Source organism: Sphingorhabdus arenilitoris (genome assembly GCF_042651485.1).
Lineage (GTDB): Bacteria > Pseudomonadota > Alphaproteobacteria > Sphingomonadales > Sphingomonadaceae > Sphingorhabdus_B > Sphingorhabdus_B arenilitoris.
Map to the genome: position 1 here is coordinate 1,086,738 of NZ_JBHSDH010000013.1, position 24,984 is coordinate 1,111,721.

Sequence of the window (24,984 nt, forward strand, 5' to 3'; positions counted from 1 at the left end):
TATGAGCCTTCGTAATATTTCCGCTTGGTCGACGCGCAATCCGGTTGTGCCGTTGGTGCTTTTTGCCGCGCTTACATTGGCCGGTATCATCAGTTTTTACCGCATGGATATTGTCAATAATCCCGATGTCGAATTCCCGGCCGTGAATGTCAGTATATCGCAGCCAGGAGCGGCACCGACGGAAATCGAGAATCAGATCACGCAGCAAGTGGAATCTGCCGTCCGCAGCATTAATGGTGTTAAGAATATTAGCTCCACAGCAGGCGAAAGCAACAGCAACACCTTTGTTGAGTTTGAGATCGGCACAGATGTCAATGAGGCCGTGAATGAAGTCAAAAATGCGGTTGATCAGGTCCGCGGATCATTGCCCGACGGGATATTGGAACCGCAGGTAACAAAGGTCGATATTGTCGGCGAACCGATCGGCTATTTCGCGGTGAAGGCCGACGATATGACCATCGAACAGCTAAGCTGGTTCGTGGATGATAGCGTCGCCAAGCGGTTATTGTCGATTGACGGGATGGCAGAAGTAGACCGATTTGGCGGCGTAGACCGGGAAATTCGCGTCATCTTGCGCCCCGAGAAAATTCAGGCCTTGGGCGTAACCGCCGCACAAATTAACGGCGCACTTCGTCAGGTAAATGTCAATGCAGCCGGCGGACGGGCAGAAGTGGGCGGCACGCGGCAATCGGTCCGGGTGCTGGGCAATGCCGACACCGCTTATGCGCTGTCACAGATTGAAATCTCGCTGGGCATGGGCCGGTCGATTAAATTGTCCGATATTGCAACGGTGCAAGATTCGGTTGGCGAACGCACATCGATCAGCAAGGTGAAGGGCCGCGAGGTCGTCAATTTTGCCATGTCGCGCTCACGCGGCGCGTCCGATGTCGCCGTCTATGATGAATCCATTGAAGTCATGGATCAAATCGCCAAGGAAAATCCCGGCGTTGAATTTATCAAATTGGGCAGCAGCGTTGAATATACGCGCGGTCAATATAAAAGCTCGATGGCGGCGATGATCGAAGGCGCATTGCTGGCGGTTGTTGTTGTTTTCCTGTTCCTGCGCGACTGGCGCGCGACGATGATTTCCGCGGTTGCCATTCCGCTGTCGGCGATACCTACATTCTGGTTCATGGATTTGATGGGGTTCAACCTGAATTTCCTGTCCTTGCTTGCGCTGGGTTTGGTGGCCGGGGTGCTTGTTGACGATGCCATTGTGGAAATTGAAAATATCGTGCGGCATATGCGCATGGGCAAAAGCGCCTATCAGGCGTCGATCGACGCTGCCGATGAAATTGGCTTAGCGGTGGTTGCGACATCCTTCTGTATTGTCGCGGTGTTCCTGCCTGTTGGGTTGATGCCCGGAATATCGGGGCAATTTTTCAAAAATTTCGGCATCACCGTTGTGCTGGCGGTGTTGATGAGCCTCGCGGTCGCGCGGATGATAACGCCGATGATGGCAGCCTATTTTCTGAAATCAAAAGGGCATGCCGAACATGGCGAAGGCCCGATGATGGACCGTTATATGAAAATATTGGGCCGGACGTTGGACCGGTCAAAAATGCAGGAACGGCGTAACGCTCTGCCGGGTATCCGCAACCGTTTCTTATATAGTTTAAGCGCCATTATCGTGGGCTTGCTGCTGCTGATCGGCCCGGCTGTTTTGGTCGTCGGTCTGCATCAAATGCTCGCCGAGCTAGAGATACCAAAGGATATTGCGAACGCGGTTACCGCCAATCAGGATTCAACCCTATGGTATTTGATCGAAAAGCCATTGGAATTGGTGCAATTTATCATCCTGTTGATTATCGGGTTCGTTGCTGCATTTGGCCTGTTGAAACTGGTCGGATTGCTGTCCCGTTTATTGGGCAAGCGTATCTATCAATCCTATCAATATCTCGCGGCCCGCTATTATGACCGGCGCGTATGGATGCTCGTCATTGGCTATTTCGCATTTTTGTTCACGGCCTTGTTATTTGCCAGCACGCCAGGACAATTTCAGCCCACAATCAATGTCGACAATAGCCGAGTGGAAATTGAAACCGTGCCGGGCACTACATTGGAACAATCGGAAAAAATTGCCGATCAGGTTTCCGATCTTATGTATGCCCAGCCGGAGGTAGAGCGGGCATTGACCCGGGTGCGCGAAGGCAATTCGACGGTTTTCGTCACGTTAAAGCCTGACCGTGAAAAAACATCGATAGAATTTGAACGCGCTTTGACGCCAGAGCTGCAGAAGATAGCCGATGCCCGCGTCACTTTCCGCTCACAAAGCGGTGGTGGCGGCACGGGGCGCGATATTTCGGTTATGCTAACCGGATCAGACCCCGAATTGCTGGAAGAAACAGCGGCCAAGCTGGTTGATCAGATGAAGTCGCTGAACAAGCTAGTGGTCGCGCCGCGCATCGCCGCCGATCTCAGCCGTCCGGAAATCGTCATCCGTCCCCATTCCAATCTGGCCGCCCAATTGGGCATAACCACCGCGTCGCTCAGCCAGACGATCCGCATTGCCACATTGGGTGAAATTGACCAAAATGCAGCGAAATTTTCGCTCTCCGACCGGCAGATCCCAATCCGCGTCATGTTGAATGAAAATTCGCGGGAATCGATTGAAACCATCCGCAATCTGCCCGTACCCACCGCATCCGGCGGCACGGTTCCGCTGGGTAGGGTCGCGGATATCAGTTTTGGTTCCGGTCCAACCGCAATTCAGCGCTATAATCAAAGCCGCCGGATTTTCGTCGGCGCCGACCTTGCCCCCAATGTGGTGACAGGAGAGGCCAATACCGCCATTTATGATTTGCCCATCATGAAAAACCTGCCAACCGGCGTATCCAATGCGCCCTTTGGCGAAGAGGAATGGCAAGCGGAATTGTTCGTCAACTTCATCATTGCGTTGGTGGCGGGCGTGCTGCTTGTTCTTGCGACGCTCATTCTCCTGTATAAACGGGTCATGTCGCCGCTCGTAAATATGGGTTCGCTTGCGCTTGCGCCATTGGGCGGAATCTTTCTCGTCTGGTTTGTGGGGCAACCTGTGTCGATGCCCGTGTTGATAGGTGTCTTGATGCTGCTGGGCATTGTGTCCAAAAACTCCATCCTGCTCATCGATTTTGCGATTGAGGAAATGGAAAGAGGCGTCCCGAAATTTCAGGCGATTATGGATGCGGGGCATAAACGTGCGCAGCCCATTGTGATGACAACCGTGGCGATGACCGCGGGCATGGTTCCCACCGCCATTTCGCTGTCAGGTGACGGAGCATGGCGGGCACCGATGGGCACAGTGGTGATCGGCGGCTTGATCGTATCCACCGTGCTGACCTTGTTAATCGTGCCCGCTGGTTTTAGCCTGGCCGACGGATTTGAAAAGCGCGTGGGCCCCTGGCTGCGCAATAACCTGCTGACCTATCGTCCTGGTGATGGGGGCGATGAGGATAAGCGCCGGCCCAAAGCGGCACCCGGCAGGCAACAGCCCGCTGGTCCCGATACTGGCCCCGATACTGGCGGCTTGCAACCTGCCGAATAGCCGGCATCGCTTGCCCATTGGCAATGCGGGCCATTGTCGGCTAAGGCATTATCCGTGAAGTCAATATCCCAACTTGGTAAGCCCGAAGCCGAACGCTATTTGAAGCGTCAGGATGAACTGCGACAAATGCGCATTGTCGCAACATCGCTGCTCGTGGTCATGGCAATTATTTTTGTCGGTGCCAAATATCTCGAAACCCGGGTTCATGAACATTGGGGGTTTTTAAGGGCATTTGCCGAGGCTGGGATGATTGGCGGGCTTGCCGACTGGTTCGCGGTGACCGCCCTGTTCCGCTATCCGCTGGGCATTCGCATCCCTCATACTGCCATCATTCCAAACAATAAGACGCGGATCGGCGTAACGCTCGCCAATTTCCTGCGCGGGAATTTCCTGACCACAAAAGTCGTCGCAAAACGAGTGCGCAATATGGATGTTGCGGGTGCGGTGGGACGGTTTCTCGCCAATCCGTCGGGCGGCGAAGGCCGGATGCGGTCGGGTGCATCGCGCCTCTTGGGCGATATGCTATCGTCGCTGGATGACGAACGGTTGGGCGCCGAAGCGAAAAAGGCATTAAAAACACAGCTTCAGAAACTCGACATCGCGCCGCTTTTAGGACAAATGTTAAAAGCCGCAATTAAGGAGCGGCGGCATATGGCCGTGCTCGACGGTATCATCGGTTGGAGCGCCAAGACACTGGAGGCCAATGAACAAGTCATACGGGACATGGTGGAGGAACGCGCCAGCGGGATCATGAAATGGACCGGACTGGACACCAGGCTGGCCGACGCGATTGTAAAGGGGCTGAATAAACTCATCGCTGAAATGGCGGCTGATCCTGATCATCCCTTGCGTGAAAAGGGCGAAGAAGGGCTGGAGAAATTTGCCGATGACCTGATCCATGACAAAGCGACGAAAAAACGCGTCAATGAATGGAAATTGCAGCTGCTCGACAACCCCGCCATTGGCAAATGGATTGACGGGCTATGGCAACAAGGGCGGGAGGGATTGTTAAAGGCAGCGCGCAACCCCGATGCCACCATGGCCGGACAATTGGGCAAGGCGCTGACCAATTTGGGTGGCTCGCTGCAAAAGGATGAACGGCTGAAACGGCAAATTAACCGTTTTGCCCGCCGCGCGATTGTCGGCACCACCGAAAATTATGGCGACAACATCGTAACCTTGGTGTCCGACACCATCGAAGGTTGGGACGCCAGCACCATCACCGACCGCGTCGAAAATGCTGTGGGCAGCGATCTGCAATTTATCCGCATCAACGGCACGCTGGTGGGCGGTATGGTGGGCCTGATTATTCATTCGGCCGGCCTCTTAATCTAACCGCCCGGAGCTTTCGCGACGCTTGCCGAAGTCGCCCGCCCGCTAACCTTTCGCTAAATATTCCTTTTCCACCTCCGCCATATAGTCGCGGGTCAGCGGCAGGTTATGGCGGCTGCGGATATATTGGATTTGATAGTTACACATGCCGCCGCTTTCAAATGCAGCTGTGGCACCGGCAAGATAGAATAGCCACATACGATAGAATTTCTCATCATATTGGCTGATCACTGCGGCGCGAATGGTCTGCACCCGTTGATACCATTCACGAAGAGTTTTTGCATAGTGAATGCGCAGATTTTCGACATCGCTGTGGATCAACTTCACCTTTTCGCTGGCCGCCAGCGTTTCGGACAGCGCAGGGATATAGCCGCCGGGGAAGATATATTTGCGGGTAAAAGCATCGGTGGTGCTGGGGCTACCCATGCGGCCAATCGTGTGCAGCAACATCACGCCGTCATCGGTCATCAAATTGGTAACCGCGCGGAAAAATGCGTCAAATTGCGGAACGCCGACATGTTCGAACATGCCGACCGACACAATCCGGTCAAAGCCTTGCGGTTCGCGGATCGCAAGGTCGCGATAATCAATCAATTCGAACTTCACCCGGTCCGAAACGCCCGATTTTTCCGCCCGCTCCTGTGCCAGCTTCAACTGCTCGCTCGATAATGTGATGCCCAGCACATCGACATCGGCCACACGGTTCAAATACAGCGCCATGCCGCCCCAACCGCAGCCAATATCAAGCACGCGTTGCCTCGCGCGCAAATGCAGCTTCGCCGCTATATGGGCTTTTTTGGCAATCTGCGCCTGTTCCAATGTATCCACACCGTCCGGCCAATAGGCGCAGCTATATTGCATATCACTGTCCAGCCACTGACGATAAAAGTCATTCGATAGATCATAATGATGCGCAACATTGGAGCGTGAATTGGCAAGGTTGTTCAATTGCCGCAACGGGCGCAGGGCCATCGACACAGCCTGTTTCAACGGCGATTCCGGTTTCAACTTACCGCCGCTCTCCCATGGGTTATTGCCGCGAACCAGCGCCACGAGGCCCATGATATCATCATGATCAACGCTGACACTGCCGTCCATATAACATTCGCCAAGACCAAGTGACGGATTGGTCAAAATCCGCCGTTCGGCATTTGATGCTATTATCCGCAAATGGATATCCGGCCAATTTGGTGTTGATGTGCCCAGCGTCGATGCGCTGCCATCGGGCCGGTGGATGGTAAGTGTTCCCTTGGTGATGCGTCCTGACAAAAGCCGTTCGATAAGTGCCATATGGTCCCATTCGATAGTTTTGGTTAGCCCCCAAAATCTCTATAAGCCTTCTTATCCCAGCGCGGCCAGCTTTTCTTCGGCTTGCCGGTCGAGCTCTGCACGACTTTTCTTTTCGCTGCTTGATTTCAGCTGCCCGCAGGCCGCCATAATATCACGCCCACGCGGGGTGCGCACAGGGCCGCTGATCCCGGCCTCAAATATGATGCTGGAAAAACGCTTAATCCGTTCCGGCGTCGAACATTCATAGGGTGATCCTGGCCATGGATTGAACGGGATCAGGTTCACTTTGGCTGGCAAATTATATTTGCGGATCAGGCGGATCAGCTCATAGGCGTCTTCGTCGCTGTCATTCTTGTCCTTCAACATCACATATTCGAAGGTCAAACGGCGCGCATTCGATATGCCGGGATAATCGGCGCAGGCCTGCAACAATTCATCGATGCCATATTTACGGTTTAACGGCACGATTTCGTCGCGCACTTCTTTATTCACCGCGTGGAGCGATACCGCCAGATTGACGTTAATCTCATCGGCCAACCGCTCCATCATCGGCACAACGCCCGACGTTGACAGCGTTATCCGCCGCCGTGACAGGCCCAGCCCGTCGCCATGCATCACGATTTTCATCGCATCACGCACATTATCAAAATTATACAACGGCTCGCCCATACCCATCAGCACGATATTGGTCAGCATCCGGCCATCCGAAGTATAATGACCAATTTCATCATCTTCTTCGTCCGCGCCCGCCGCCGCCATATTGCCCTTTGGCCATTCGCCAAGGCTATCGCGCGCCAGCATCACCTGCCCCACAATTTCGCCGGGCGTCAAATTGCGCACCAGCCGCATGGTGCCGGTATGGCAAAAACGGCAATTGAGCGTGCAGCCCACCTGACTGCTGATACATAGCGTGCCGCGATCTGCATCGGGGATGAAGACCATTTCATATTCCTGATCATCATCACTGCGCAACAGCCATTTGCGCGTGCCGTCATTCGACACCTGTTCCTGAACAACATGGGGCCGCCCGACCACAAAGCGCTGCTCCAGCCAAGGACGCATATCCTTTTTAATATCCGTCATATCCGCAAATTCGGTGACGCCGCGATGATATATCCAATGGAATATCTGTTTGGAACGCAGCTTTGCCGCCTTTGCATCCATCTGCGATTCCGCCAAGGTCTGCTGAATCTGCAAATGAGTTAGGCCCAGCAGGTCAACGCGGCCATCCTTGCGCGGCGTGATGACGCGGGGCGTAACAACAGGGTCTATGTTTCCGGGTATTTGCATGATGATCGCGCATATAGGCGGCGCTGCGGTTGATTTCCAGCGCAAAGCGTCTTAAGCGGGCATAAATCATGTTGCGGCGCACAAATTCTTGCGTCCCTTTTCCCGTTTCAAAGGCTTTACCCCATGGCGATTCACAGCAATCTTAAACGCGACTGGCTGTCCAATCCGAAAAATGAATTTCTCGCTGGTCTGGTTGTGGCGTTGGCGCTTATTCCTGAAGCGATTGGCTTTTCCATCATTGCTGGTGTTGATCCGCGCGTGGGTCTGTATGCGAGCTTCTCCATTGCGGTCATCATCTCCCTGATCGGCGGGCGGCCCGGTATGATCAGCGCGGCGACCGCTGCGGTCGCGGTGCTGGTCGTGCCGCTGGTGCGCAATCATGGCGTCGAATATCTGTTCGCGGCGACGATATTGATGGGCATATTCCAATGTATCGCCGCGTTGCTGCGGCTTGACCTGCTCATGCGCTTTGTCTCAACCTCGGTGATTAGCGGCTTTGTCAATGCGCTCGCCATCCTGATTTTCATGGCGCAGCTGCCGATGCTGACGGGTGAGAATTTCACCGTGACGACCTATGCGATGGTCGCGGCGGGTCTTGCCATCATTTACGGCCTGCCGCGTATTACAAAGGCTGTCCCCGCTCCGTTGGTGGCCATCATCCTGATCGCGGCCATATCGGTATATTATAAAATGGATGTCACCACCGTGGGCGATACCGGCAAATTACCCGATAGCTTGCCTTGGTTCCACATACCGCAGATCCCGGTCACTTGGGAAACGCTGCGCATCATCGCGCCTTATTCGCTCGCAATGGCGGCCGTAGGTTTGCTCGAAAGCCTGCTGACCGCCTCAATCGTCGACGATATGACCGAAACGCGCAGCGACAAGAAACGCGAAACTTATGGTCAGGGCATTGCCAATTTCGTCACTGGTTTCATTGGCGGCATGGGCGGCTGTGCCATGATCGGGCAATCGGTGATTAACATCAAATCGGGCGGACGGCGGCGGCTATCGACTTTTGTGGCGGGCGTGATGCTGCTGGTGCTGATTGTTGCGTTGGGCGACTGGGTTGCGCAAATCCCGATGCCTGCTTTAGTCGCGGTGATGATATTCGTTTCAATCAGCACATTTCGCTGGCAGAGCTTTACGGAGATCACGCATCATCCGTGGCCATCCAACATCGTGATGCTCGCGACGGTGGTAATGGTTGTTGCAACGCATGATTTATCCATCGGGGTGCTAACCGGCGTGTTGCTGTCGGGCATATTTTTCGCATGGAAAGTGCGGCAGCTGGTCACCATCGACACAGCTGCCGAGGGCCGCACGCAGCGTTATATTTTTGGCGGGCAGATATTCTTTGGCTCGGTCGATATGATGTATGACGCGATGGAGTTTAACGAGGACGGCATCGACACAATTATCATCGACGTCCACGACGCCCATTTCTGGGACATTAGCGCCACCGGAATGCTCGACAAGATCACGCAGCGTTTTCAGGCCGAAGGCAAGACGGTAGAGATTATCGGCCTGAATGAGGCGAGCGCCGACATCGTGGACAAATATGGCGAGCATGAAGAGCCATTTCGGAATTTCAGCACGATTGGCCATTGAGCTTCAAAGTTGCGCGCGCCCGAACACTCGGCTGCTTTGCCCACTTGCCGTGCAAGCAGCGCTGTTTATACTCAGCGGCTTACAGTAAATGCGGGAGGCTATCCGTGCGATTTGTGAACCAATGGCTGTCCATGGGCAGCATCCTGCCCGCTTTGCTAACCTCTGCGCTTGCGGCCATTTGTTTTTCCTTCGATCTATATTTCGGCAGTTTGGCGGTGGAGTCGGTAGATGGAAGCCAGAATGGCTTTGCACAAACAATCATCACCGCGCTTATCGGCGTTATTCCCGCCCTGCTATTTGGTTGCCTGTGCCTATGGCCATTTTGCGCGGTTATCCTGACATTGGAAGAATGGGCCCATAACCGCATTCCCGCCATCCGATCATGGCCAAGTTGGATATTGGCTGGCATCAGTATCGGCGCGCTATCCATGTTCGGCTTTGCATGGCTGCTCGGCCTTGGCACCGGTTGGAAAGGCGCGATTATGCTGAACGGCGCAATGTTTGGGCTATTTTGCGCGCTGGCCGCCCGGTGCTTCAAAATTGACAAACTCCATGTTGGTGACGGCGCCGCCCGCATCTAACCGAAACGCGCCCTCGGCTCCATCAAGCGACACCGCATAGACGCGGCCCACGTCCAAATTTTGGCGGACATCCTGCTGCCAATGGCATCGCTGTTCCAAATAAGTAACCGGCATCACCGTGCTGTCCTTGCATGATGCAGACCGGGTAGCCGCTCCATCCAATTGGTCGCCTGCGGTATCGGTTGGACGCACACGCCAATAGAGCTTCTCTTTCGAATAGACTTCGAACCGGTCAACCAGGAATCGTTCGTCATCCCAACCGAACAGCGTGCGGAACATACCGCCCTCGCGCACATGAAAAACCAGCTGATCCTTTTCCATCACCGCAAACACGATGCCCAGCGGCGGCGAGCAGCTTCCCACCATCAAAATGGCCGCAATCATCGCCGGAATCCTGATTTTGGTCTTGAGCATTTTTCGCCGCATTCTGTCTGACACAGGCCACATGATAGCCACTACCTATGTATTTTTGCAAATAACAAAAAAGGGCCAGCAAAGCCTGTGCCTCGCCAGCCCTTTTGCTATGCCTTAAATAGCCAGCTTAAATCGCGCGGTCATTCATTGGCTGAACCGGGCGAGCGTTACTACCGGTCAGTTTATTGAGTGCGGCGATTTGTTCTTTGCTTGCCGTAATCGGCGTGGTTAGCACATGCCAATTGACGCCCTCGCTGCATGGCGGGGTGGTCAGCGAGCCTTTGAAATTATAGGCGGTCATCGACGCGGGCAGCATCGCTTTTATATCCAGCGGTGTTTTCTTGCCCACGCTGTCTAGAACGGCCTGAAACTGCGGATTGGCCGCGCCTTCGTTAATCATAATGCCCAGCACGGCGAGATTGCCCGCATCATCGGCATGGACGAAATGCACGTCGGCGGGTGATGCCTTGCCCTGGATGGTATTTTCCGAAGGTGTGTGGAAATGGAATTGCAGCAGCTTGTAGGTCTTATCACCCGACGTCAGGGTAAATCCTTCGCCAAATTTCGCTTCGATCGCATGGCCGTTATTCAGGACCTCTGCCTCTGTCGGCGCATAGTTGGTGGCTACATCGATGGTTTTCGCAGCGGTTGCAGCAGGCAGGTCAATCGGAGATTGTTCCTTACCGGTTTTGCAAGTGGCGTAATCGGCGGAAAGATCGCCCCATTTTGCCGGACCATCGGCTTCGCCGTAGCCCCATGCCGCTTTTTCAGGAGCGGCTTCGCTTTCTGCGGAAACGCGATTGCCTTCACCTGCCGGCGCATCCGCTTGCTTACAAGCGGACAAGGCCAAAATGGCGACCACCGGCAATGCGGCGCTTTTGAATAGATTGGACTTTTTCATATATATGTCTCCTTACCTTGCTAAACCCAAGTTGCTCTTACCCGCTTTCTACCTATGGTCATTTTTGCAAATTGCAAGACGGGTGCTTTGCGCGGCAAGTTAGGATCACACCGCTATTCTGATGCTTTCATTTTGACGCATAAGCTGGCAATGAGGCGGAATGAGAGATGCGAAACATATATTGCTGATCGTGGGCGGCGGGATTGCGGCCTATAAAGCGTGCGAACTGGTCCGGTTGATCCGCAAGGCGGGGATGACCGTGCGCTGCGTCGTGACCAAAGGCGGGCAGCAATTTGTGACGCCCATGACACTCGCAGCGCTGAGCGAAAATCAGGTATTTACCGATCTGTTCGACCTGAAAGACGAAAGCGAGATGGGGCATATCCAACTGAGCCGGGAGGCCGATCTGGTGGTGGTATGTCCGGCAAGCGCCGACCTGCTCGCCAAGATGCATGCTGGAATTGCCGATGATCTGGCAACGACATTGCTGCTGGCCACGGACAAAAGGGTGCTGGCGGTCCCGGCAATGAATGTCCGGATGTGGAACCATGCCGCCACGCGCCGCAATGTGCAGCAATTGCGCAGCGACGCGGTAATCGTGATGGAGCCTGATGAAGGCGAAATGGCCTGCGGCGAATATGGCGCGGGGCGCCTGCCCGAACCGGCGGCGATCATGGCAGAAATAGAGAAAATTTTGGCGCAGCATCACGGCGACGCCGTGCTATCGGCGCAGCCGGATTTCGCGCCGGTCGAACATCGCCCGCTTTATGGCAAGAAAATAGTGGTGACCGCAGGCCCCACGCATGAAGCCATTGACCCGGTCCGCTATATCGCCAATCGGTCATCGGGGCGTCAGGGTTTTGCCATTGCGCAGGCCGCAGCCGAAATGGGCGCCGAGGTTATCCTGATCGCAGGCCCGGTTAACCTGGCCACGCCGCCCGGCGTCATCCGCTGGGACGTGGAAAGCGCCCGGGAAATGCAGGCGGAGGTGGAAAAGGCCCTGCCCGCCGATGCGGCGATCATGGTTGCCGCCGTTGCCGATTACCGCGCTGCTGACATTGCAGATCAGAAGATAAAGAAAAAAGGCGCGCCGCCCGCGCCGTTGCCGCTGACGGAAAATCCCGACATATTGGCTATGCTCGCCCGGCATGCGCAACGCCCCAAATTGCTGATCGGATTTGCAGCGGAAACGGAGAATGTGGCCGAACATGCAGCGCAGAAACTTGCCAAAAAAGGCTGTGACTGGATCGTCGCCAATGACGTGTCCGGGGACGTGATGGGCGGAAGCGAAAATAGCGTTCATATCGTGACCAAAGATGGCACCGAAAGCTGGCCCAAGGCGCATAAGGAAGTTGTCGCGCGCAAATTGATGGAGAAAATTGCCAATGTCATTGGAGGTTAATCAGGACATGGATGGAAATAACAATCCGGCCATGGCGCCTGTCACCGTTCAGGTAAAACGGCTGAATAATGGGGCCAACCTGCCGCTGCCATCCTATGAAACTGCGGGCGCAGCGGGCATGGATATTTGCGCCGCCGAAAATGTGACCCTGCGTCCGGGGCGCCGCGCCGCTATTGCCACAGGCTTTGCCTTTGCCATTCCTGCGGGATTTGAAGTCCAAGTGCGCCCGCGTTCGGGACTTGCGCTTAAAAATGGGATCAGCGTGCTGAACACACCCGGCACAATCGACAGCGACTATCGCGGCGAAGTTAAGGTTATCCTTGCCAATTTGGGGGAAGAGGATTTCGCCGTTAAAACCGGTGACCGGATTGCACAAATTGTGGTGACGCCGGTCATCCAGGCGGCAATGGTTGAAGTCGATTCCCTCAATGATACCGCACGCGGCACCGGCGGATTTGGCTCGACCGGGGTGTGACGCTAACCGACCGTCAATTGGACCGCTATGCCCGCCATATCGTTTTGCGCGATATTGGCGGTGCGGGTCAGGCAAAGCTGCTGAGCAGCCACGTCCTCTTGATCGGGGCGGGCGGCATTGGATGTCCGGCCTTGCAATATCTGGCGGCTGCAGGGGTCGGCACCATCACCGTAATCGATGACGATACCGTCAGCCTGTCCAATCTACAGCGGCAGGTGCTGTATACCGCCAACACGATCGGTAGTCCCAAAGTCCATATTGCCGAGATGGCTGTCCAGCAGCTTAACCCCGACGTCACCTTTCATGCCATGTCGCAGCGGATCACCGCCGATACGCCGGTCAGCTTGCTCGGCGGCGTGGACGCGGTCATCGATGGCAGCGATAATTTCGCCACGCGGCTGATTGTCAATGACCTATGCCTTGCCGCGCGCGTGCCGTTAATCAGCGCCGCGATTGGGCAATTTCACGGGCAGATAGCGACCTTCACCGGATGGCAGGATGACGCGCCCTGCTACCGCTGTTTCGTAGGCGACGCGCATGACCCCGATGACTGCGACGATTGTGCGACACAGGGCGTCTTGGGCGCGATGTGCGGTATCATGGGCAGCTTCGCCGCGATGGAGGCCATCCGCGCGCTCACCGGCTTTGGCGATGACGCGGTCGGAAAGCTGCATATTTTCGACGGCCTGAAACCGGCGATGCGGACGATTACGTTGCCGAAAGACCCGGAATGCAGCAGTTGTGGTTAGGATTGTGGCAACGTCACTTTCTTACCTTTAATAAGTCCCCATTTTTGTGCCAATTTGCGTAGCCCCAAAAAGGCGAAGGCCAGTATGCCGAGATATACAACGGTAATAAGCGCGATTCCGAGCGAACCAAAAAAACCATATAGCAGCACGATCCACAGTTCCTCTCTCATCCTGTCATAACCGTTAGAAGAGTTATTTCGCATCTCATCATATGAGATTTCCAATTCTTCGCTGCCGAATTTTTGTTCTTTTTCCTTCAACTGCTCCTCAATACGCTCCAACTCCCTATCGACGTCATTTAGCTTCCGCTTCAAAAAAGAATCGAGTTCGGCATCTATCCCTTCTTTTTTGGCTTCCATTTGTTTCCGCTCGGCAAGCAACAATTCTTTTTCCAGAAGCAATTGCGGCACATTAACCTCTTGCCGTCCGCCATAACCTGAGTCTTGCCTATCGACGATGCCGGATTTTCTTGATGATATTATGCTTTGCACAAAAGGTTCCGACCGACCATTGGCGAAACGTAATTTCAACATTCCGGTAGGGCGGTAAACATTCGCGTTAGGAAAACTGACCTCCTCAATCCGGCAGATGTTCGCGCCCAATCTAGTGCAAGCAAGCCGGTGTTTTTCAATGACGGTGGCAATCTGTGATTTTTCAACGCTTATGCGGATATTTTGTCGCCGCTGGCTCGGTATATCGATAGATTGGGGCTGCGTCTGTTCTGCGCCAATGTTCGGTTCAGAAACGAATTCCGTCGCGTGGCCACCGGGCGTCAGCAAAAACCCTGAAAAAATTACTGAAATGATGATTGAAAATAATCGCATAAGGCCCCCTTCTCCGAGATGTGGGTTATTCCGTTTCACTTAAACAAAGGTGAATATCTACCCCAAAATCTCCTCCACCCATTGCGTCACAACCTCGGTCGCCGGGCCGTATCTGGCTTCGTCAAACCAATTGCTGCCTTTGCTGGGTTCCAGGTTGAGTTCCAGCGTGCGGATGCCGTCTGCCCGCGCCCGCCGCACATAACCTCCCGCAGGATACACCGCGCCCGATGTGCCGATGCTGACAAACAGGTCGGAGCGGCGCAGGGCGAAATCTATTTCGTCCAGCCGGTAAGGCATTTCGCCGAACCATACGATATCCGGGCGCAATGTCCCTGCGCTATCGCAGAGCGGACAGGCGGGGCGGTGGATCAGCGGCTCCCTCCATTGGGGCCGTCCGTCACAGGCGAGGCACCATGCGGTTAAATGCGTGCCATGCATATGGATCAGGTTGGCCGCACCGCCGCGTTCGTGCAAGTCGTCGACATTTTGCGTCACAATCGTCACCGTGCCCCGGCCGTGTTCGTGCCATTCGCGTTCCAACCGGCCGAGCGCAAAATGCGCGGCGTTGGGCTGTGCCTTCTGGATCGCCTCGCGCCGCATATCGTAAAAGCGCAGGACAAGGTCAGGGTCGCGAACGAAGGCTTCCGGCGTGGCGACATCCTCTATCCGGTGTTTTTCCCACAATCCGCCCTCGCTGCGAAATGTATCGATGCCGCTTTCCGCGCTAATTCCTGCGCCTGTTAGGATGACTATGTTGCGAATATTTTCCATCTGACGCATGAAGCACGAAACAACAAGGCAGACAAGATGACCAAAATAGGAATTATCGGGAGCAAGGGCCGCATGGGCGCGGCATTGGCAGAGGCCGTGATGCAGGCCGGATGCGAACTTTCGGGCGGCGCGGATAAGGGCGATGATGTCCGCCCGCTCATCGCGAAATCGGATGTGCTGGTTGACTTTTCTGCGCCCGCCGCTTTGGAGGCTACGCTGGATGCCTGCGTTACGGCGGGTAAGCCGATTGTCATTGGCACCACGGGATTGGAGGAGCGGCATCATTGGCTGATCGATGATGCCGCCGCCGACATCGCCGTGCTGCAAACTGGCAACACCTCGCTGGGCGTCAATATGCTCAGCTTTCTGGTTGAAGAGGCGGCGCGGCGGCTTGGGCCCGATTGGGATATAGAAATTGCCGAAAGCCACCACCGGCACAAGGTTGACGCGCCGTCGGGCACTGCGCTCCTGCTCGGCGCTGCGGCGGCAAAGGGACGCAATATCGACCTTGCCAGCCATAGCGAGCGCGGCCGGGACGGGATTACCGGCGCGCGGGCCGAAGGGGCCATCGGCTTTGCATCTTTGCGCGGTGGCAGCATCGCCGGCGATCATAGCGTGCTATTCGCGGGCGAAGGCGAAACCATGACGCTCGCGCATCATGCGCAGGACCGCAGTATTTTCGCCAATGGTGCGGTAAAGGCAGCGATTTGGCTGCTGCATCAGGATAAAGGCCGCTATGATATGAAAGGCGTTTTGGGGCTGTAAAAAATGACAATGCCCTGCCGCTACGGCGTGCGGCGTTCGGCGCGATGCGGGATGATGACGGCCCAATTCCCGCTTGACGGCCCACCGCAAAGCGGCCTTTACTGCGGCTTATATGGACACAGGAAGAGGAAGCCGAAATGACCGCCACCATCGACATTCAAAATAACATCGCCCTGATCACGATGGATGATGGCAAGGCCAACGCGATCAATTTCGATATGCTCGCCGCGCTCAACGAAGCGGTGGATAAGGCAGAGGCCGATGCCAAGGCCATCGTCCTTGCGGGCCGCGAAAACCGTTTTTCGGGCGGATTTGACCTGAATGCCTTTGCGTCACTGGGACCAGAGGGCGTGTATAAGCTGCTCGATGCTGGGGCGGAGTTTCTGCTGCGGCTATATGGCGGGCCGCTGCCCGTTGTCGCCGCCTGCACGGGCCATGCGATTGCAATGGGCACGTTCATCCTGCACGCCTGCGATACGCGGATCGGCGCGGCGGGCGAATTTAAGCTGGGCGCAAATGAAACGATCACCGGGATGAACCTGCCGATATTCGCGATTGAACTGGCCAAGGCCCGGCTCAATCCCGTCCATTATACCCGCGCGATGGTGCAAGCGTTCATCTATGATCCCAAGGGCGCGGTTGAGGCAGGCTATCTCGATATGCTGACCGATGCGGATAAGGTCGTCGATACGGCAACCGGCATCGCAGGCCAGCTAAGCCAGCTTCCCGGCAGCGCCTACGCCTACAACAAACGCGCGATGCGCAAAGAAACCTTGGCCGCGATCAAGGCGAGCATTGGCAAGCATCATGGGTAGGGCGAAAAGCGAGCTATAACAGCTTGCCCTGTTTGCCGGTATCCTCCCGTTTCGCTTTTTTCGCCGCGCTGGCATCGACCCACGGAATATCGGGCCGCTTATTCTGAAACAATTCCGCGAGCGTCAGGATTTGCAAGCGCGGATGTTTGCGGCCCGTCAGCTCATTGTCCCACACGCCAACCGCCGCCGCATCGCGCTCCATTGCGCGGGTCGGGGCTTGGGCGGTGATAAAAACGCCGAGCGGTGCGCCTTCGCGCTGCATCACTTGGGCAAGGCGGCCAATGTCTTTCACGCCGGTGCCGCCGCCCTTCACCTCGACAATCGCTTTCTCGGTTTTCTTGCCATCGGGTTTGAACCAGATGATTCCGTCGATCCCGCCATCTGCGCCCTTGCGCCCGCCTTTCCATGGCACGGCTTCGACCACCGATAGCGCCCACAGCTCAAACTGATGCTTATCACGCGCGGCAAGGTCCATCGCGGATTGCAGATCCTGCGGACGCCCCTCGACATGAAAGCTGATGTCGGGGAAGGCCTCGCTCATGCGTTTTTCAATCAGGCCGATGGCCAGATGCGTCACATCGATCCCCAGCCATTGCCGCCCCAGTTTCTGCGCGGCATGAACGGCGGTGCCGCAGCCGCAGAAGGGATCGAGCACCACATCGCCTTCATTGGACGACGCAGCGATAATACGCTCGAGCAGCGCAAGCGGTTTTTGCGTGGGGTAGCCGAGGCGTTCTTGGGCTTGAGAGTTGAGCGGCGGGATGTCCGTCCAAACGTCGGTGAATGGTGTGCCCTTCATTTCATCGAGATAACGCTTGTATCGAGGGACTTTCCCCGGCGCGCTTTGGACTACAAGACCGTCCTCGTATGCTTTTTGCATTCGTTCTTTTGTCCAGCGCCAAACCTTGGTCATTCCCAGAAACTCATAGGTCAGATTAGGTCTATTGGTATTTGGATTTAGGAGATCGCCAAGCGTGTAGCGTCTTCCTGTTCCCTCTTCGATATTAGAATAGTGGCTCTTGATGTAGCTCTCAGAATGAGGGGCATATTGCGGGTTCCATGTAGCATTATCGGACTGACGATAATGTAAAAGGACATCGTGAGAGGAAGGGAAACGGGTGTGCGCGTGGCTCTTTGCGTTTGTCCTGTTCCAGACTATTTCATTTTCGAACCTATCCGCCCCAAACACCCCATCCAGCAACAGCTTCAAATAATGGCTCGCGGTCGGGTCGCAGTGGAGATAGAGCGAGCCGGTGGGCTTTAGCACGCGGTGCAATTCGATCAGCCGCACCGCCATCATGGCGAGATAGGCCATCATGTCATTATCGCCCAGAAATTCCCGCATCGCCCGAAGGAGCGTGAAGGCGTCGTTATTCCCGCTCTTCATCACCTCGTCAAAGGCGCTCTCTGCGGTATCATTCCAATGCCAGGTATCCTCAAACGCCTCTATCTGCGCATCGCTATCCTGCCCCTCCGGGCTTTTGAACAAAATATTGTAATTGGCGTTCGAATTGAACGGCGGGTCAAGATAGATCAGATCGACACTTTCATCCCTCACATGCTCACGCAGCACATGTAGATTATCGCCATAATATAATATGTTGGTCATCGCCCGCCTTCCTTGGCCCTTTCTTGCCGCCTCTCACCGCGCGGCGCAAGCGATAACCGTCAATTGCGTCATTCCCCTCCAGCTCGTTTCGCTCTTGCACTTCGGCAGCAATGAATGAGGCGATAAGGGCATGGTAAATTCCCGGTAGCTGAGGCATTGGTTATCCGTGATATAAAACACCCGTCATCATGGGATAACAAGCATTGAAAAAAGACGACATATTCGAATTTTACCGGCGGCTCGCGGAAGCCAATCCGGCGCCGGAAACTGAGCTTGCTTATGGCAATGTGTTTCAGCTACTCGTTGCGGTCACCTGTAGCGCGCAATCAACCGATGTTGGCGTGAATAAAGCGACCAAGGCGCTGTTTGAGCAAGTGAAGACCCCCGGCGAAATGGTCGCGCTGGGCCTTAATGGGCTGAAATCGCATATCAAAACGATCGGGCTGTATAATAACAAAGCGAAGAATGTGATCGCGCTGTCCGAAATTTTGGTCCGCGATTATGGCGGGGAGGTTCCCGCCGACCGCGACGCGCTGACCACGCTGCCGGGCGTGGGCCGCAAAACGGCGAATGTCGTTATGAATTGTGCCTTTGGCGCGGAGACTTTTGCGGTCGATACGCATATTTTCCGTGTCGGTAACCGCACCGGCCTTGCGCCCGGCAAAAATGTTGATGCGGTGGAACGGGCGCTCGACAAAAAAACGCCGCATCCGTTTCGGGTAGGCGCGCATCATTGGCTGATCCTGCATGGCCGCTATGTCTGCAAGGCGCGGACGCCCGAATGCTGGCGCTGTCCGGTCGCTGATCTCTGCCGCTTCAAGCCGAAAACGCTCGATCCGGCGAGCGCAGAGGCGAAGGCAGCAAAAGCAAAAAAGTCATCACGGGTTAAGGCAAAGCGTGCTAAGGCAAAGGTGGGGCGTTAATGGAGAGCGTTATGAAAAAACCATTATTACTGATCTTAACCGCCGCGATGGCCGGCGGTGGTATGGCCGCCGCGATTGCTGCCCCCGATGCACCCGCCGATACCGAAATAAAGACCGTTGGCAAACCCCAAAATTGCCTAAATATCCGGCAAATCCGGTCAACCGATGTGGTCGATAAAAATACCATTGATTTCAAAATGACCAATGGCAAAATCTATCGCAATATCTTGCCGAACAGCTGCTCATCTTTGCGGTTTGAGGAGGCATTTTCCTACCGCGTATCCACCGGGCAGCTATGCAATATCGACATCATCCGCGTGCTCCAAAATTTCGGCGGACGAATTGAGCAAGGCGAAGCATGCGGGCTTGGGAAATTTCAGCAAATAGAAAAGGCAAGGGCGGACGGTTAAACGCGGTATTGACGCGGACGCCGAGCGGCCTGCCCGCCGTGCCATATGTCAATCCAGCGTACGGATAATGGCGGAGAAATCCAGCCCGCCAGATCCGGCGGCGGCAAACGCGTCATACAGCTCCGCCGCGCGCTGACCCATCGGCACATCGGCGCCCGCAGATGCAGCGGCCTCCATCGCCAGCTTCAAATCTTTCAGCATCAATGCGGCCGCAAAACCGCCAGTGTAGCCGTTGTCCGCCGGGCTTTGGGGTCCAACGCCGGGCACGGGGCAATAGCTGGTCATGGACCAATTCTGCCCCGACGCCTTGGATGAAATATCGTAGAAGGTTTGCAGGTCCAGACCCAATTTCTCGGCCAGTTTGAAGGTTTCAGCGGTGGCGATCATCGACGCGCCCAGCAGCATATTGTTGCAGATTTTCGCCGCCTGCCCCGCGCCCGATGCACCGGCATGGATGACCGCTTTACCCATCGCGGACAAAATCGCTTCTGCGCGGGCAAATGCCGCATCGCTACCGCCTACCATGAAGGTCAGCGTGCCGCCATTGGCCGCCGCGATCCCGCCGGATACCGGCGCGTCGACCATATCATAGCCTGCGGCTTCGGCTGCTGCTGTCACGGCCCGTGCGGTGTCCACATCGATGGTGGAGCAATCGAGCAAAAGCGAACCTGCCGGCGCATGGCCGATGACATCTGCGCCGAACACACTGTCCACGATTTTCCCATTGGGCAGCATAGCGACAACAGCATCGACGCCCGCAACCGCCGCTTTGGCTTCTGTAAACGCGGTGCAGCCGTTGTCCGTGGCCCGCGTCAGCGCATCGGCCGACAGGTCAAACGCGTGCACATCATGCCCCGCCTTCACGAGATTGGCCGCCATTCCGCCGCCCATATTGCCCAGGCCGATAAAGGCTATTTTCATGCTACTCTCCTCCAAGTCTCTCATCTATCGGGGAGCGGCGGGATGTTACCGCCCTTTCCATTTGCCGTCGCGTTTTTCGATAAAGGCGGCCATGCCCTCGGCCTTGTCCTCGGTCGCGGTGAGTATTTGGAACAAGCGCCGTTCGTGGAGCAGGCCCTGATCCAGCGTCATTTCATAAGCGGCATTGACCATTTCCTTATTCACCATCGCGGCCATCGGCGGCATGGCGGCGATGGTTTCGGCGGTTTTCATCGCCTCTGCCATCAAATCCGCCAGCGGCACGGTCCGCGCAACCAGCCCGCTACGCTCCGCCTCGGCGGCGTCCATCATCCGGCCTGTCAGACACATTTCCATCGCTTTTGATTTGCCAATGGCGCGGGTCAGGCGCTGTGATCCGCCCATACCCGGCGCAACGCCCAGCTTAATTTCCGGCTGACCAAATTTGGCATTTTCCGATGCAATGATAAAATCGGCCATCATCGCAAGTTCGCAGCCGCCGCCCAGCGCAAAGCCGTTGACCGCCGCAATCCATGGCTTGCGCGTCGCTTTCACCAAATGGCTGGTCCAGCGCGAGAAGAAATCCTGATTGTAAAAATCTGCTGCGGGCTTGTCCGCCATTTCTTTAATATCCGCGCCCGCCGCAAAAGCTTTTTCCCCGCTGCCGGTCAGAACCGCGCATAATTGGCTGTCGTCGGCTTGATAAGCGGCAAAGGCCGAAATCAACTCTTCCAGCACCACGCTCGACAGAGCATTCAGCGATTGCGGACGGTTGAGGGTGATGACGGTCACTGCGCCATTTTGTTCGGTCAATATGGTTTCATATTGCGGCATTATTCTCTCCTTGGATCACAGCGGATGCCATTCTTCTGATTTTGGCAGGGGCGCAAAAATTTCATCCAGCATAGCGTCCGTCATGTCGGCGGGTGTGGCCGGATTCCATTGCGGTGCATTATCCTTGTCGATAATCAGCGCACGGACACCTTCGATAAAATCATGCTTCACCACCACATGATAGCCGATGGCATATTCCTGCTTCATCTGCTCGGCAAAGCTCGCCATCGCGGCACCTTCTTTCAATTGGCGCAGCGCCACTTTACAGGTTTGCGGGCTTTTGGTTCCCAGCGTGTCGCGGGTTGCCGCCGCCCATTCGCCATCATCCGATTCCAGCGACGCCAATATGTCCTCATAATCATCGCTGGCAAAATGGCGGTTGATTTTGTCAATATGGTCGGTGATATTGGCCAGCGGGGCCGAGCTGGAAAGGTCGCCTAAGATCCCCGAAATGCGCCCGGGCCCTTTGGCAATACGTTCTTTTGCTTCATCGAGATTGGACGACGGAAGATAATGGGTGGCAAGGCCAAGGGCAAGGCATTCCGCGCCGTCGAGCCGCGCACCGGTCAGCGCCAGATATTGCCCAACCCTGCCCTCCAGCCGGGGCAGATACCATCCGCCGCCCACATCGGGGAACAGGCCAATGCCGGTTTCGGGCATGGCAAAGCGGGTATTTTCGGTGGCAATTCGGAACGCAGCTGGCTGCGATATGCCCACGCCGCCGCCCATGGTGATCCCGTCCATGAAAGCAGCAACCGGTTTGGGATATTCAAACAATAAATGGTTCAGTTGATATTCGGTGAAGAAAAACTGCCGTGCTTCCGTACCGTCCTTCGCTCCGCTTTCGGCCAGCATCCGAATATCACCGCCCGCGCAAAAGCCGCGTCCTTCGGCATGGTCGATAATAATCGCATCGACCGCATCGTCACTGGCCCAGCCTTGCAACGCGGCAATCATCTCGCGGCACATGGAGAGGTCCAGCGCATGGATAGCCGCCGGCCGGTTCAGGCTGATATGGCCAATGCGGCCGTCTATTTTGGTCAATATATCGCTGGTCATATCGGTCACTGCCGCAACAAATCACGGCCGACAATCATCCGCATCACTTGATTGGTGCCCTCCAAGATCGAATGCACCCGCAGGTCGCGCCAGAACCGTTCGATCGGATAATCCTGCAAATAGCCATAGCCGCCAAATAGCTGCAGCGCTTTATTCACCACCTCGCTGCCGCTGTCGGTGGATAACCGTTTGGCCATGGCGGAAAATCGAGATTTATCGGGTGCGTTATCGGTCACCTTACACGCCGCCATATAGAGCAGCGCACGGGCGGCTTCCAAATCGGTGGCCATGTCCGCCAGCATAAACTGCGTATTTTGGAAATCGGCAATGGCTTGGCCAAATTGCTGCCGCTCCTTGGTATAGGCAATCGCTTCATCGAGGCAGCGCTGCGCCCCGCCAAGGCTACACGCGCCGATATTCAGCCGCCCGCCATCCAGCCCCGCCATGGCAAAGCGGAAACCTTCACCTTCGCTGCCCACGCGGTTTGCCACGGGCACGCGGACATTGTCAAAATGGACCTGCGCCGTTGGCGATGCGTTCCAGCCCAGTTTTTTCTCCGGCGCACCGAAGCTGAGCCCCTCCATATCCTTGTCCACCACAAGGCAGGTGATGCCGCGCGGGCCATCTTCGCTGGTGCGGACCATGACGACATAGACGTCATTCACGCCCGCGCCCGAAATAAACTGTTTGCTACCGCTTACGATATAATGGTCACCGTCCAGCTTGGCGCTGGTTTTAAGCGCGGCGGCGTCGCTGCCGCTGCCCGGTTCGGTGAGGCAATAGCTGGCGATTCTTTCCATGCTGATAAGGCTGGGCAAATAGCGTGACTTCAAATCATCCGAGCCAAAGCTGTCGATCATCCATGCCGCCATATTATGGATGGAAATAAAGGCGGATGTTGCGGGACAGCCATAAGCCATCGCCTCCATGATAATCGCTGCCTCCAATCGGCCCAGCCCAATACCGCCGCCTTCCTCGCTGACATATATTCCGCCAAAGCCGAGCTCCGCGCTACGTTTGATGACATCGATGGGGAAATGTTTTTTCTCGTCCCATTCGGCGGCGAAGGGCGTGATCGCATCGGCGGTAAAACGCTGCGCCATTTCCTGAATGGCAAGCTGATCTTCGGTCAGGGCAAATTGGTTGGTCATTGATCTCTTTCCGGCGTTGCGCCCGCACAATTTTCGGGTAATTTTGTCATGATCTTTACACGGTCGGCAAGGTCAAGGTCGCCGAACAATGTGATCTTGGATGGATTTTTTAGGCCGGTTTCAACAACCTTTCCGTCCCCCCGTGGCTCATTCCCTTCATAAATGCTCAGGGCTTTTGAACCCGTTTCGAAGCTGTAGACCTGAAAACCATAGGGCCTGTCGTCATAACTCAATAATTTCTCGCCCGGGCGTAAATCAATCGAAAATGCACTGCCACAATGCGGCACGGCGACCGGCTGCTCAGCGTTCACGCTGCAGGCCGTCAGCACTATCATCATCAGGGCGGGATATTTAATCATTGGGTGACAGCGTCCTTCAAAACTTGTTTTTCAAAAAGATATTTTTGAACCCCCACAGTCATCCAAAGCGGCGACAAAGGCGGGGCGATATCCCTTTCCCATGCCATTGATCCGGTCAAAGTGCCAGCGGCAAAGGGCACATCGGGCATCGCTTTATTGATAGGATCAGCAAAGGCTTCATCCGCGCTGATAATCGCCCAGCCGCGCCGCTTCATTTCTGCAATCAAATCAGGCAGAAATAATGCCGCCAGATCGGTTTCATGCAGCAACAGCACATGCGCAGGCGAACGGCCAAGGGTCAATTGCGCCAACTCGTCATGATAATCGAGCGCGCTCATTTGACTTGCGACATATAATTTACGCAGCGCTTTCATATCCATATCTTTGCCAGCTGCGCGGGCGTCGAGGGTGAGCTGTTCCAAATTCCAGTCGGATCCATCTGCTGTGACATATCCATTGGTCAAGCCGCGCTGCGCCAGCCCGCTGCGAATGGCATCGCGCTTCACCTTATCCGCGCCGCCCTCGTCCAGATAGGGGAAACGAAACCAGGGCCGATACCCTGGCCGTCCTTTCAACCAAGCCTCTGCCTTGTCGATGTCCGCCAAATAGCTTTCGGTGTCGCTATTGCTTAATTGTGGATGGGTGCAGCTATGATTGGCGATCACATGTCCTGCCGCCACATATGCGGCAATCCGCGCCTCTCCGCCCGCTCCCTGTGCTTCGCTCAACTTGCACGGGTTTAGAAAAAACACGACTTGCGCGGCCCCCGAGCCTTTCAGCGCAGCAATGATTTTATCGGTGCGGTCATCCATGGTCATAAATGCACCTTCACCGCGCGGAATATCATCAAAGCTGAGCGCAACACGGCGCGCCGATGATTGAGTATCAGCATAGGCCGGAGAAATCGCCAACAGACTTGATAGAATAGCCCATAACGAAATACGCTTGCCCCATCGGATAATGTCCATTGGCCGCTGC

At 55.6% G+C, this 24,984-nt stretch carries 25 protein-coding genes; 11 read left to right on the plus strand and 14 right to left on the minus strand.

Translation table 11 applies throughout. The annotated features are described in order from the left end of the window. Position 1 precedes the first annotated feature (1 nt). Both ACFOWX_RS09355 and ACFOWX_RS09360 read left to right on the plus strand, forming a co-directional pair. Entirely contained in the window at positions 2–3,523 is a 3,522-nt protein-coding gene (locus ACFOWX_RS09355) for an efflux RND transporter permease subunit (RefSeq protein WP_381423460.1), read from the plus strand. Between the two features lie 126 nt (positions 3,524–3,649). Beyond that, positions 3,650–4,858 carry a DUF445 domain-containing protein gene (locus ACFOWX_RS09360; protein WP_381424989.1) on the plus strand — a complete coding sequence of 403 codons (1,209 nt, stop codon included), beginning with the start codon at positions 3,650–3,652 and terminating at the stop codon, positions 4,856–4,858. A 42-nt stretch (positions 4,859–4,900) separates the two neighbouring features. On the opposite strand, the gene ACFOWX_RS09365 is transcribed toward ACFOWX_RS09360, so the two are convergent. Continuing rightward, positions 4,901–6,145 (minus strand): class I SAM-dependent methyltransferase, encoded by a 1,245-nt coding sequence (locus ACFOWX_RS09365; protein WP_381423462.1) that lies wholly within the window; start codon positions 6,143–6,145, stop codon positions 4,901–4,903. A gap of 51 nt (positions 6,146–6,196) precedes the next feature. After that, entirely contained in the window at positions 6,197–7,435 is a 1,239-nt protein-coding gene (rlmN, locus tag ACFOWX_RS09370) for a 23S rRNA (adenine(2503)-C(2))-methyltransferase RlmN (protein WP_381423464.1), read from the minus strand. Positions 7,436–7,558: 123 nt separating this feature from the next. On the opposite strand from rlmN, the gene ACFOWX_RS09375 reads away from it, so the two are divergent. Further along, positions 7,559–9,046: a SulP family inorganic anion transporter gene (locus ACFOWX_RS09375; RefSeq protein ID WP_381423466.1), complete on the plus strand. Its 1,488-nt coding sequence runs from the start codon at positions 7,559–7,561 to the stop codon at positions 9,044–9,046. A gap of 104 nt (positions 9,047–9,150) precedes the next feature. Next, complete coding sequence (locus ACFOWX_RS09380) at positions 9,151–9,627, plus strand: hypothetical protein (protein WP_381423468.1); 477 nt, start codon at positions 9,151–9,153, stop codon at positions 9,625–9,627. Here ACFOWX_RS09380 and ACFOWX_RS09385 read toward each other — a convergent pair. After that, on the minus strand, positions 9,553–10,041 hold the full coding sequence (locus tag ACFOWX_RS09385) for a hypothetical protein (protein WP_381423470.1): 489 nt from the start codon (positions 10,039–10,041) through the stop codon (positions 9,553–9,555). The genes ACFOWX_RS09380 and ACFOWX_RS09385 overlap by 75 nt on opposite strands. A 127-nt stretch (positions 10,042–10,168) precedes the next feature. Next, positions 10,169–10,942: a carbonic anhydrase gene (locus ACFOWX_RS09390; protein ID WP_381423472.1), complete on the minus strand. Its 774-nt coding sequence runs from the start codon at positions 10,940–10,942 to the stop codon at positions 10,169–10,171. A gap of 160 nt (positions 10,943–11,102) precedes the next feature. Between ACFOWX_RS09390 and coaBC the strand changes: the two genes are divergently transcribed. Genes coaBC through ACFOWX_RS09405 form a run of 3 tightly spaced genes read left to right on the plus strand, consistent with a single transcriptional unit; the run spans position 11,103 to position 13,568 of the window. Beyond that, on the plus strand, positions 11,103–12,344 hold the full coding sequence (gene coaBC / locus ACFOWX_RS09395; RefSeq protein WP_381423474.1) for a bifunctional phosphopantothenoylcysteine decarboxylase/phosphopantothenate--cysteine ligase CoaBC: 1,242 nt from the start codon (positions 11,103–11,105) through the stop codon (positions 12,342–12,344). Between the two features lie 31 nt (positions 12,345–12,375). Next, complete coding sequence (gene dut, locus ACFOWX_RS09400) at positions 12,376–12,819, plus strand: dUTP diphosphatase (RefSeq protein ID WP_381424991.1); 444 nt, start codon at positions 12,376–12,378, stop codon at positions 12,817–12,819. Beyond that, positions 12,816–13,568 carry a HesA/MoeB/ThiF family protein gene (locus ACFOWX_RS09405; RefSeq protein WP_381423476.1) on the plus strand — a complete coding sequence of 251 codons (753 nt, stop codon included), beginning with the start codon at positions 12,816–12,818 and terminating at the stop codon, positions 13,566–13,568. The genes dut and ACFOWX_RS09405 overlap by 4 nt, the downstream gene beginning before the upstream one ends. Here ACFOWX_RS09405 and ACFOWX_RS09410 read toward each other — a convergent pair. Both ACFOWX_RS09410 and ACFOWX_RS09415 read right to left on the minus strand, forming a co-directional pair. Continuing rightward, positions 13,565–14,431, minus strand: a complete 867-nt coding sequence (locus ACFOWX_RS09410) for a hypothetical protein (RefSeq protein ID WP_381423478.1) — start codon at positions 14,429–14,431, stop codon at positions 13,565–13,567. The two genes, ACFOWX_RS09405 and ACFOWX_RS09410, sit on opposite strands and share 4 nt — an antisense overlap. Positions 14,432–14,449: 18 nt before the next feature. After that, positions 14,450–15,163: an NAD-dependent deacylase gene (locus ACFOWX_RS09415; RefSeq protein WP_381423480.1), complete on the minus strand. Its 714-nt coding sequence runs from the start codon at positions 15,161–15,163 to the stop codon at positions 14,450–14,452. 36 nt (positions 15,164–15,199) lie between these two features. Here ACFOWX_RS09415 and dapB point away from each other — a divergent pair, with 36 nt between their 5' ends. Together dapB and ACFOWX_RS09425 are read left to right on the plus strand one after the other, a co-directional pair. Then, positions 15,200–15,928 carry a 4-hydroxy-tetrahydrodipicolinate reductase gene (gene dapB, locus ACFOWX_RS09420; protein WP_381423482.1) on the plus strand — a complete coding sequence of 243 codons (729 nt, stop codon included), beginning with the start codon at positions 15,200–15,202 and terminating at the stop codon, positions 15,926–15,928. A 137-nt stretch (positions 15,929–16,065) separates the two neighbouring features. Continuing rightward, entirely contained in the window at positions 16,066–16,743 is a 678-nt protein-coding gene (locus ACFOWX_RS09425; protein WP_381423484.1) for a crotonase/enoyl-CoA hydratase family protein, read from the plus strand. 13 nt (positions 16,744–16,756) lie between these two features. Here the strand turns inward: ACFOWX_RS09425 and ACFOWX_RS09430 are convergent, their stop codons facing one another. Next, positions 16,757–18,352 (minus strand): DNA methyltransferase, encoded by a 1,596-nt coding sequence (locus tag ACFOWX_RS09430; RefSeq protein ID WP_381423485.1) that lies wholly within the window; start codon positions 18,350–18,352, stop codon positions 16,757–16,759. Further along, positions 18,324–18,509, minus strand: a complete 186-nt coding sequence (locus ACFOWX_RS09435; RefSeq protein WP_381423487.1) for a hypothetical protein — start codon at positions 18,507–18,509, stop codon at positions 18,324–18,326. Before ACFOWX_RS09435 ends, ACFOWX_RS09430 begins: the two co-directional genes overlap by 29 nt. Before the next feature lie 46 nt (positions 18,510–18,555). On the opposite strand from ACFOWX_RS09435, the gene nth reads away from it, so the two are divergent. Both nth and ACFOWX_RS09445 read left to right on the plus strand, forming a co-directional pair. Further along, the gene (gene nth, locus ACFOWX_RS09440) at positions 18,556–19,275 is read left to right on the plus strand and encodes an endonuclease III (protein ID WP_381423489.1); all 720 of its coding nucleotides are present in this window, start codon (positions 18,556–18,558) and stop codon (positions 19,273–19,275) included. A gap of 11 nt (positions 19,276–19,286) precedes the next feature. Then, complete coding sequence (locus ACFOWX_RS09445; RefSeq protein ID WP_381423491.1) at positions 19,287–19,685, plus strand: hypothetical protein; 399 nt, start codon at positions 19,287–19,289, stop codon at positions 19,683–19,685. Positions 19,686–19,733: 48 nt separating this feature from the next. On the opposite strand, the gene mmsB is transcribed toward ACFOWX_RS09445, so the two are convergent. The 6 genes from mmsB to ACFOWX_RS09475 are packed head-to-tail and all read right to left on the minus strand — an operon-like array spanning position 19,734 to position 24,974. After that, positions 19,734–20,606: a 3-hydroxyisobutyrate dehydrogenase gene (gene mmsB, locus ACFOWX_RS09450; RefSeq protein WP_381423492.1), complete on the minus strand. Its 873-nt coding sequence runs from the start codon at positions 20,604–20,606 to the stop codon at positions 19,734–19,736. A gap of 45 nt (positions 20,607–20,651) precedes the next feature. Then, on the minus strand, positions 20,652–21,437 hold the full coding sequence (locus ACFOWX_RS09455) for an enoyl-CoA hydratase-related protein (protein ID WP_381423494.1): 786 nt from the start codon (positions 21,435–21,437) through the stop codon (positions 20,652–20,654). A 15-nt stretch (positions 21,438–21,452) separates the two neighbouring features. Then, entirely contained in the window at positions 21,453–22,496 is a 1,044-nt protein-coding gene (locus tag ACFOWX_RS09460; RefSeq protein WP_381423496.1) for an enoyl-CoA hydratase/isomerase family protein, read from the minus strand. A 5-nt stretch (positions 22,497–22,501) separates the two neighbouring features. Then, complete coding sequence (locus tag ACFOWX_RS09465; RefSeq protein WP_381423497.1) at positions 22,502–23,647, minus strand: acyl-CoA dehydrogenase family protein; 1,146 nt, start codon at positions 23,645–23,647, stop codon at positions 22,502–22,504. Then, complete coding sequence (locus ACFOWX_RS09470; RefSeq protein ID WP_381423499.1) at positions 23,644–24,006, minus strand: hypothetical protein; 363 nt, start codon at positions 24,004–24,006, stop codon at positions 23,644–23,646. The genes ACFOWX_RS09465 and ACFOWX_RS09470 overlap by 4 nt, the downstream gene beginning before the upstream one ends. Beyond that, the gene (locus ACFOWX_RS09475) at positions 24,003–24,974 is read right to left on the minus strand and encodes a polysaccharide deacetylase family protein (protein WP_381423501.1); all 972 of its coding nucleotides are present in this window, start codon (positions 24,972–24,974) and stop codon (positions 24,003–24,005) included. Before ACFOWX_RS09475 ends, ACFOWX_RS09470 begins: the two co-directional genes overlap by 4 nt. Positions 24,975–24,984: the final 10 nt, after the last annotated feature.

Coding starts and splice junctions, on each gene's coding strand:
- ACFOWX_RS09470 (WP_381423499.1), bottom strand. CDS start 24,006: ATGATTAAATATCCCGCCCTGATGATGATAGTGCTGACGGCCTGCAGC.
- dut (WP_381424991.1), top strand. CDS start 12,376: ATGGCGCCTGTCACCGTTCAGGTAAAACGGCTGAATAATGGGGCCAAC.
- ACFOWX_RS09390 (WP_381423472.1), bottom strand. CDS start 10,942: ATGAAAAAGTCCAATCTATTCAAAAGCGCCGCATTGCCGGTGGTCGCC.
- ACFOWX_RS09365 (WP_381423462.1), bottom strand. CDS start 6,145: ATGGCACTTATCGAACGGCTTTTGTCAGGACGCATCACCAAGGGAACA.
- ACFOWX_RS09375 (WP_381423466.1), top strand. CDS start 7,559: ATGGCGATTCACAGCAATCTTAAACGCGACTGGCTGTCCAATCCGAAA.
- ACFOWX_RS09465 (WP_381423497.1), bottom strand. CDS start 23,647: ATGACCAACCAATTTGCCCTGACCGAAGATCAGCTTGCCATTCAGGAA.
- ACFOWX_RS09475 (WP_381423501.1), bottom strand. CDS start 24,974: ATGGACATTATCCGATGGGGCAAGCGTATTTCGTTATGGGCTATTCTA.
- ACFOWX_RS09355 (WP_381423460.1), top strand. CDS start 2: ATGAGCCTTCGTAATATTTCCGCTTGGTCGACGCGCAATCCGGTTGTG.
- ACFOWX_RS09385 (WP_381423470.1), bottom strand. CDS start 10,041: ATGCTCAAGACCAAAATCAGGATTCCGGCGATGATTGCGGCCATTTTG.
- mmsB (WP_381423492.1), bottom strand. CDS start 20,606: ATGAAAATAGCCTTTATCGGCCTGGGCAATATGGGCGGCGGAATGGCG.
- ACFOWX_RS09445 (WP_381423491.1), top strand. CDS start 19,287: ATGAAAAAACCATTATTACTGATCTTAACCGCCGCGATGGCCGGCGGT.
- rlmN (WP_381423464.1), bottom strand. CDS start 7,435: ATGCAAATACCCGGAAACATAGACCCTGTTGTTACGCCCCGCGTCATC.
- ACFOWX_RS09435 (WP_381423487.1), bottom strand. CDS start 18,509: ATGCCTCAGCTACCGGGAATTTACCATGCCCTTATCGCCTCATTCATT.
- coaBC (WP_381423474.1), top strand. CDS start 11,103: ATGAGAGATGCGAAACATATATTGCTGATCGTGGGCGGCGGGATTGCG.
- ACFOWX_RS09460 (WP_381423496.1), bottom strand. CDS start 22,496: ATGACCAGCGATATATTGACCAAAATAGACGGCCGCATTGGCCATATC.
- ACFOWX_RS09360 (WP_381424989.1), top strand. CDS start 3,650: ATGCGCATTGTCGCAACATCGCTGCTCGTGGTCATGGCAATTATTTTT.
- ACFOWX_RS09430 (WP_381423485.1), bottom strand. CDS start 18,352: ATGACCAACATATTATATTATGGCGATAATCTACATGTGCTGCGTGAG.
- ACFOWX_RS09455 (WP_381423494.1), bottom strand. CDS start 21,437: ATGCCGCAATATGAAACCATATTGACCGAACAAAATGGCGCAGTGACC.
- dapB (WP_381423482.1), top strand. CDS start 15,200: ATGACCAAAATAGGAATTATCGGGAGCAAGGGCCGCATGGGCGCGGCA.
- ACFOWX_RS09415 (WP_381423480.1), bottom strand. CDS start 15,163: ATGGAAAATATTCGCAACATAGTCATCCTAACAGGCGCAGGAATTAGC.
- ACFOWX_RS09425 (WP_381423484.1), top strand. CDS start 16,066: ATGACCGCCACCATCGACATTCAAAATAACATCGCCCTGATCACGATG.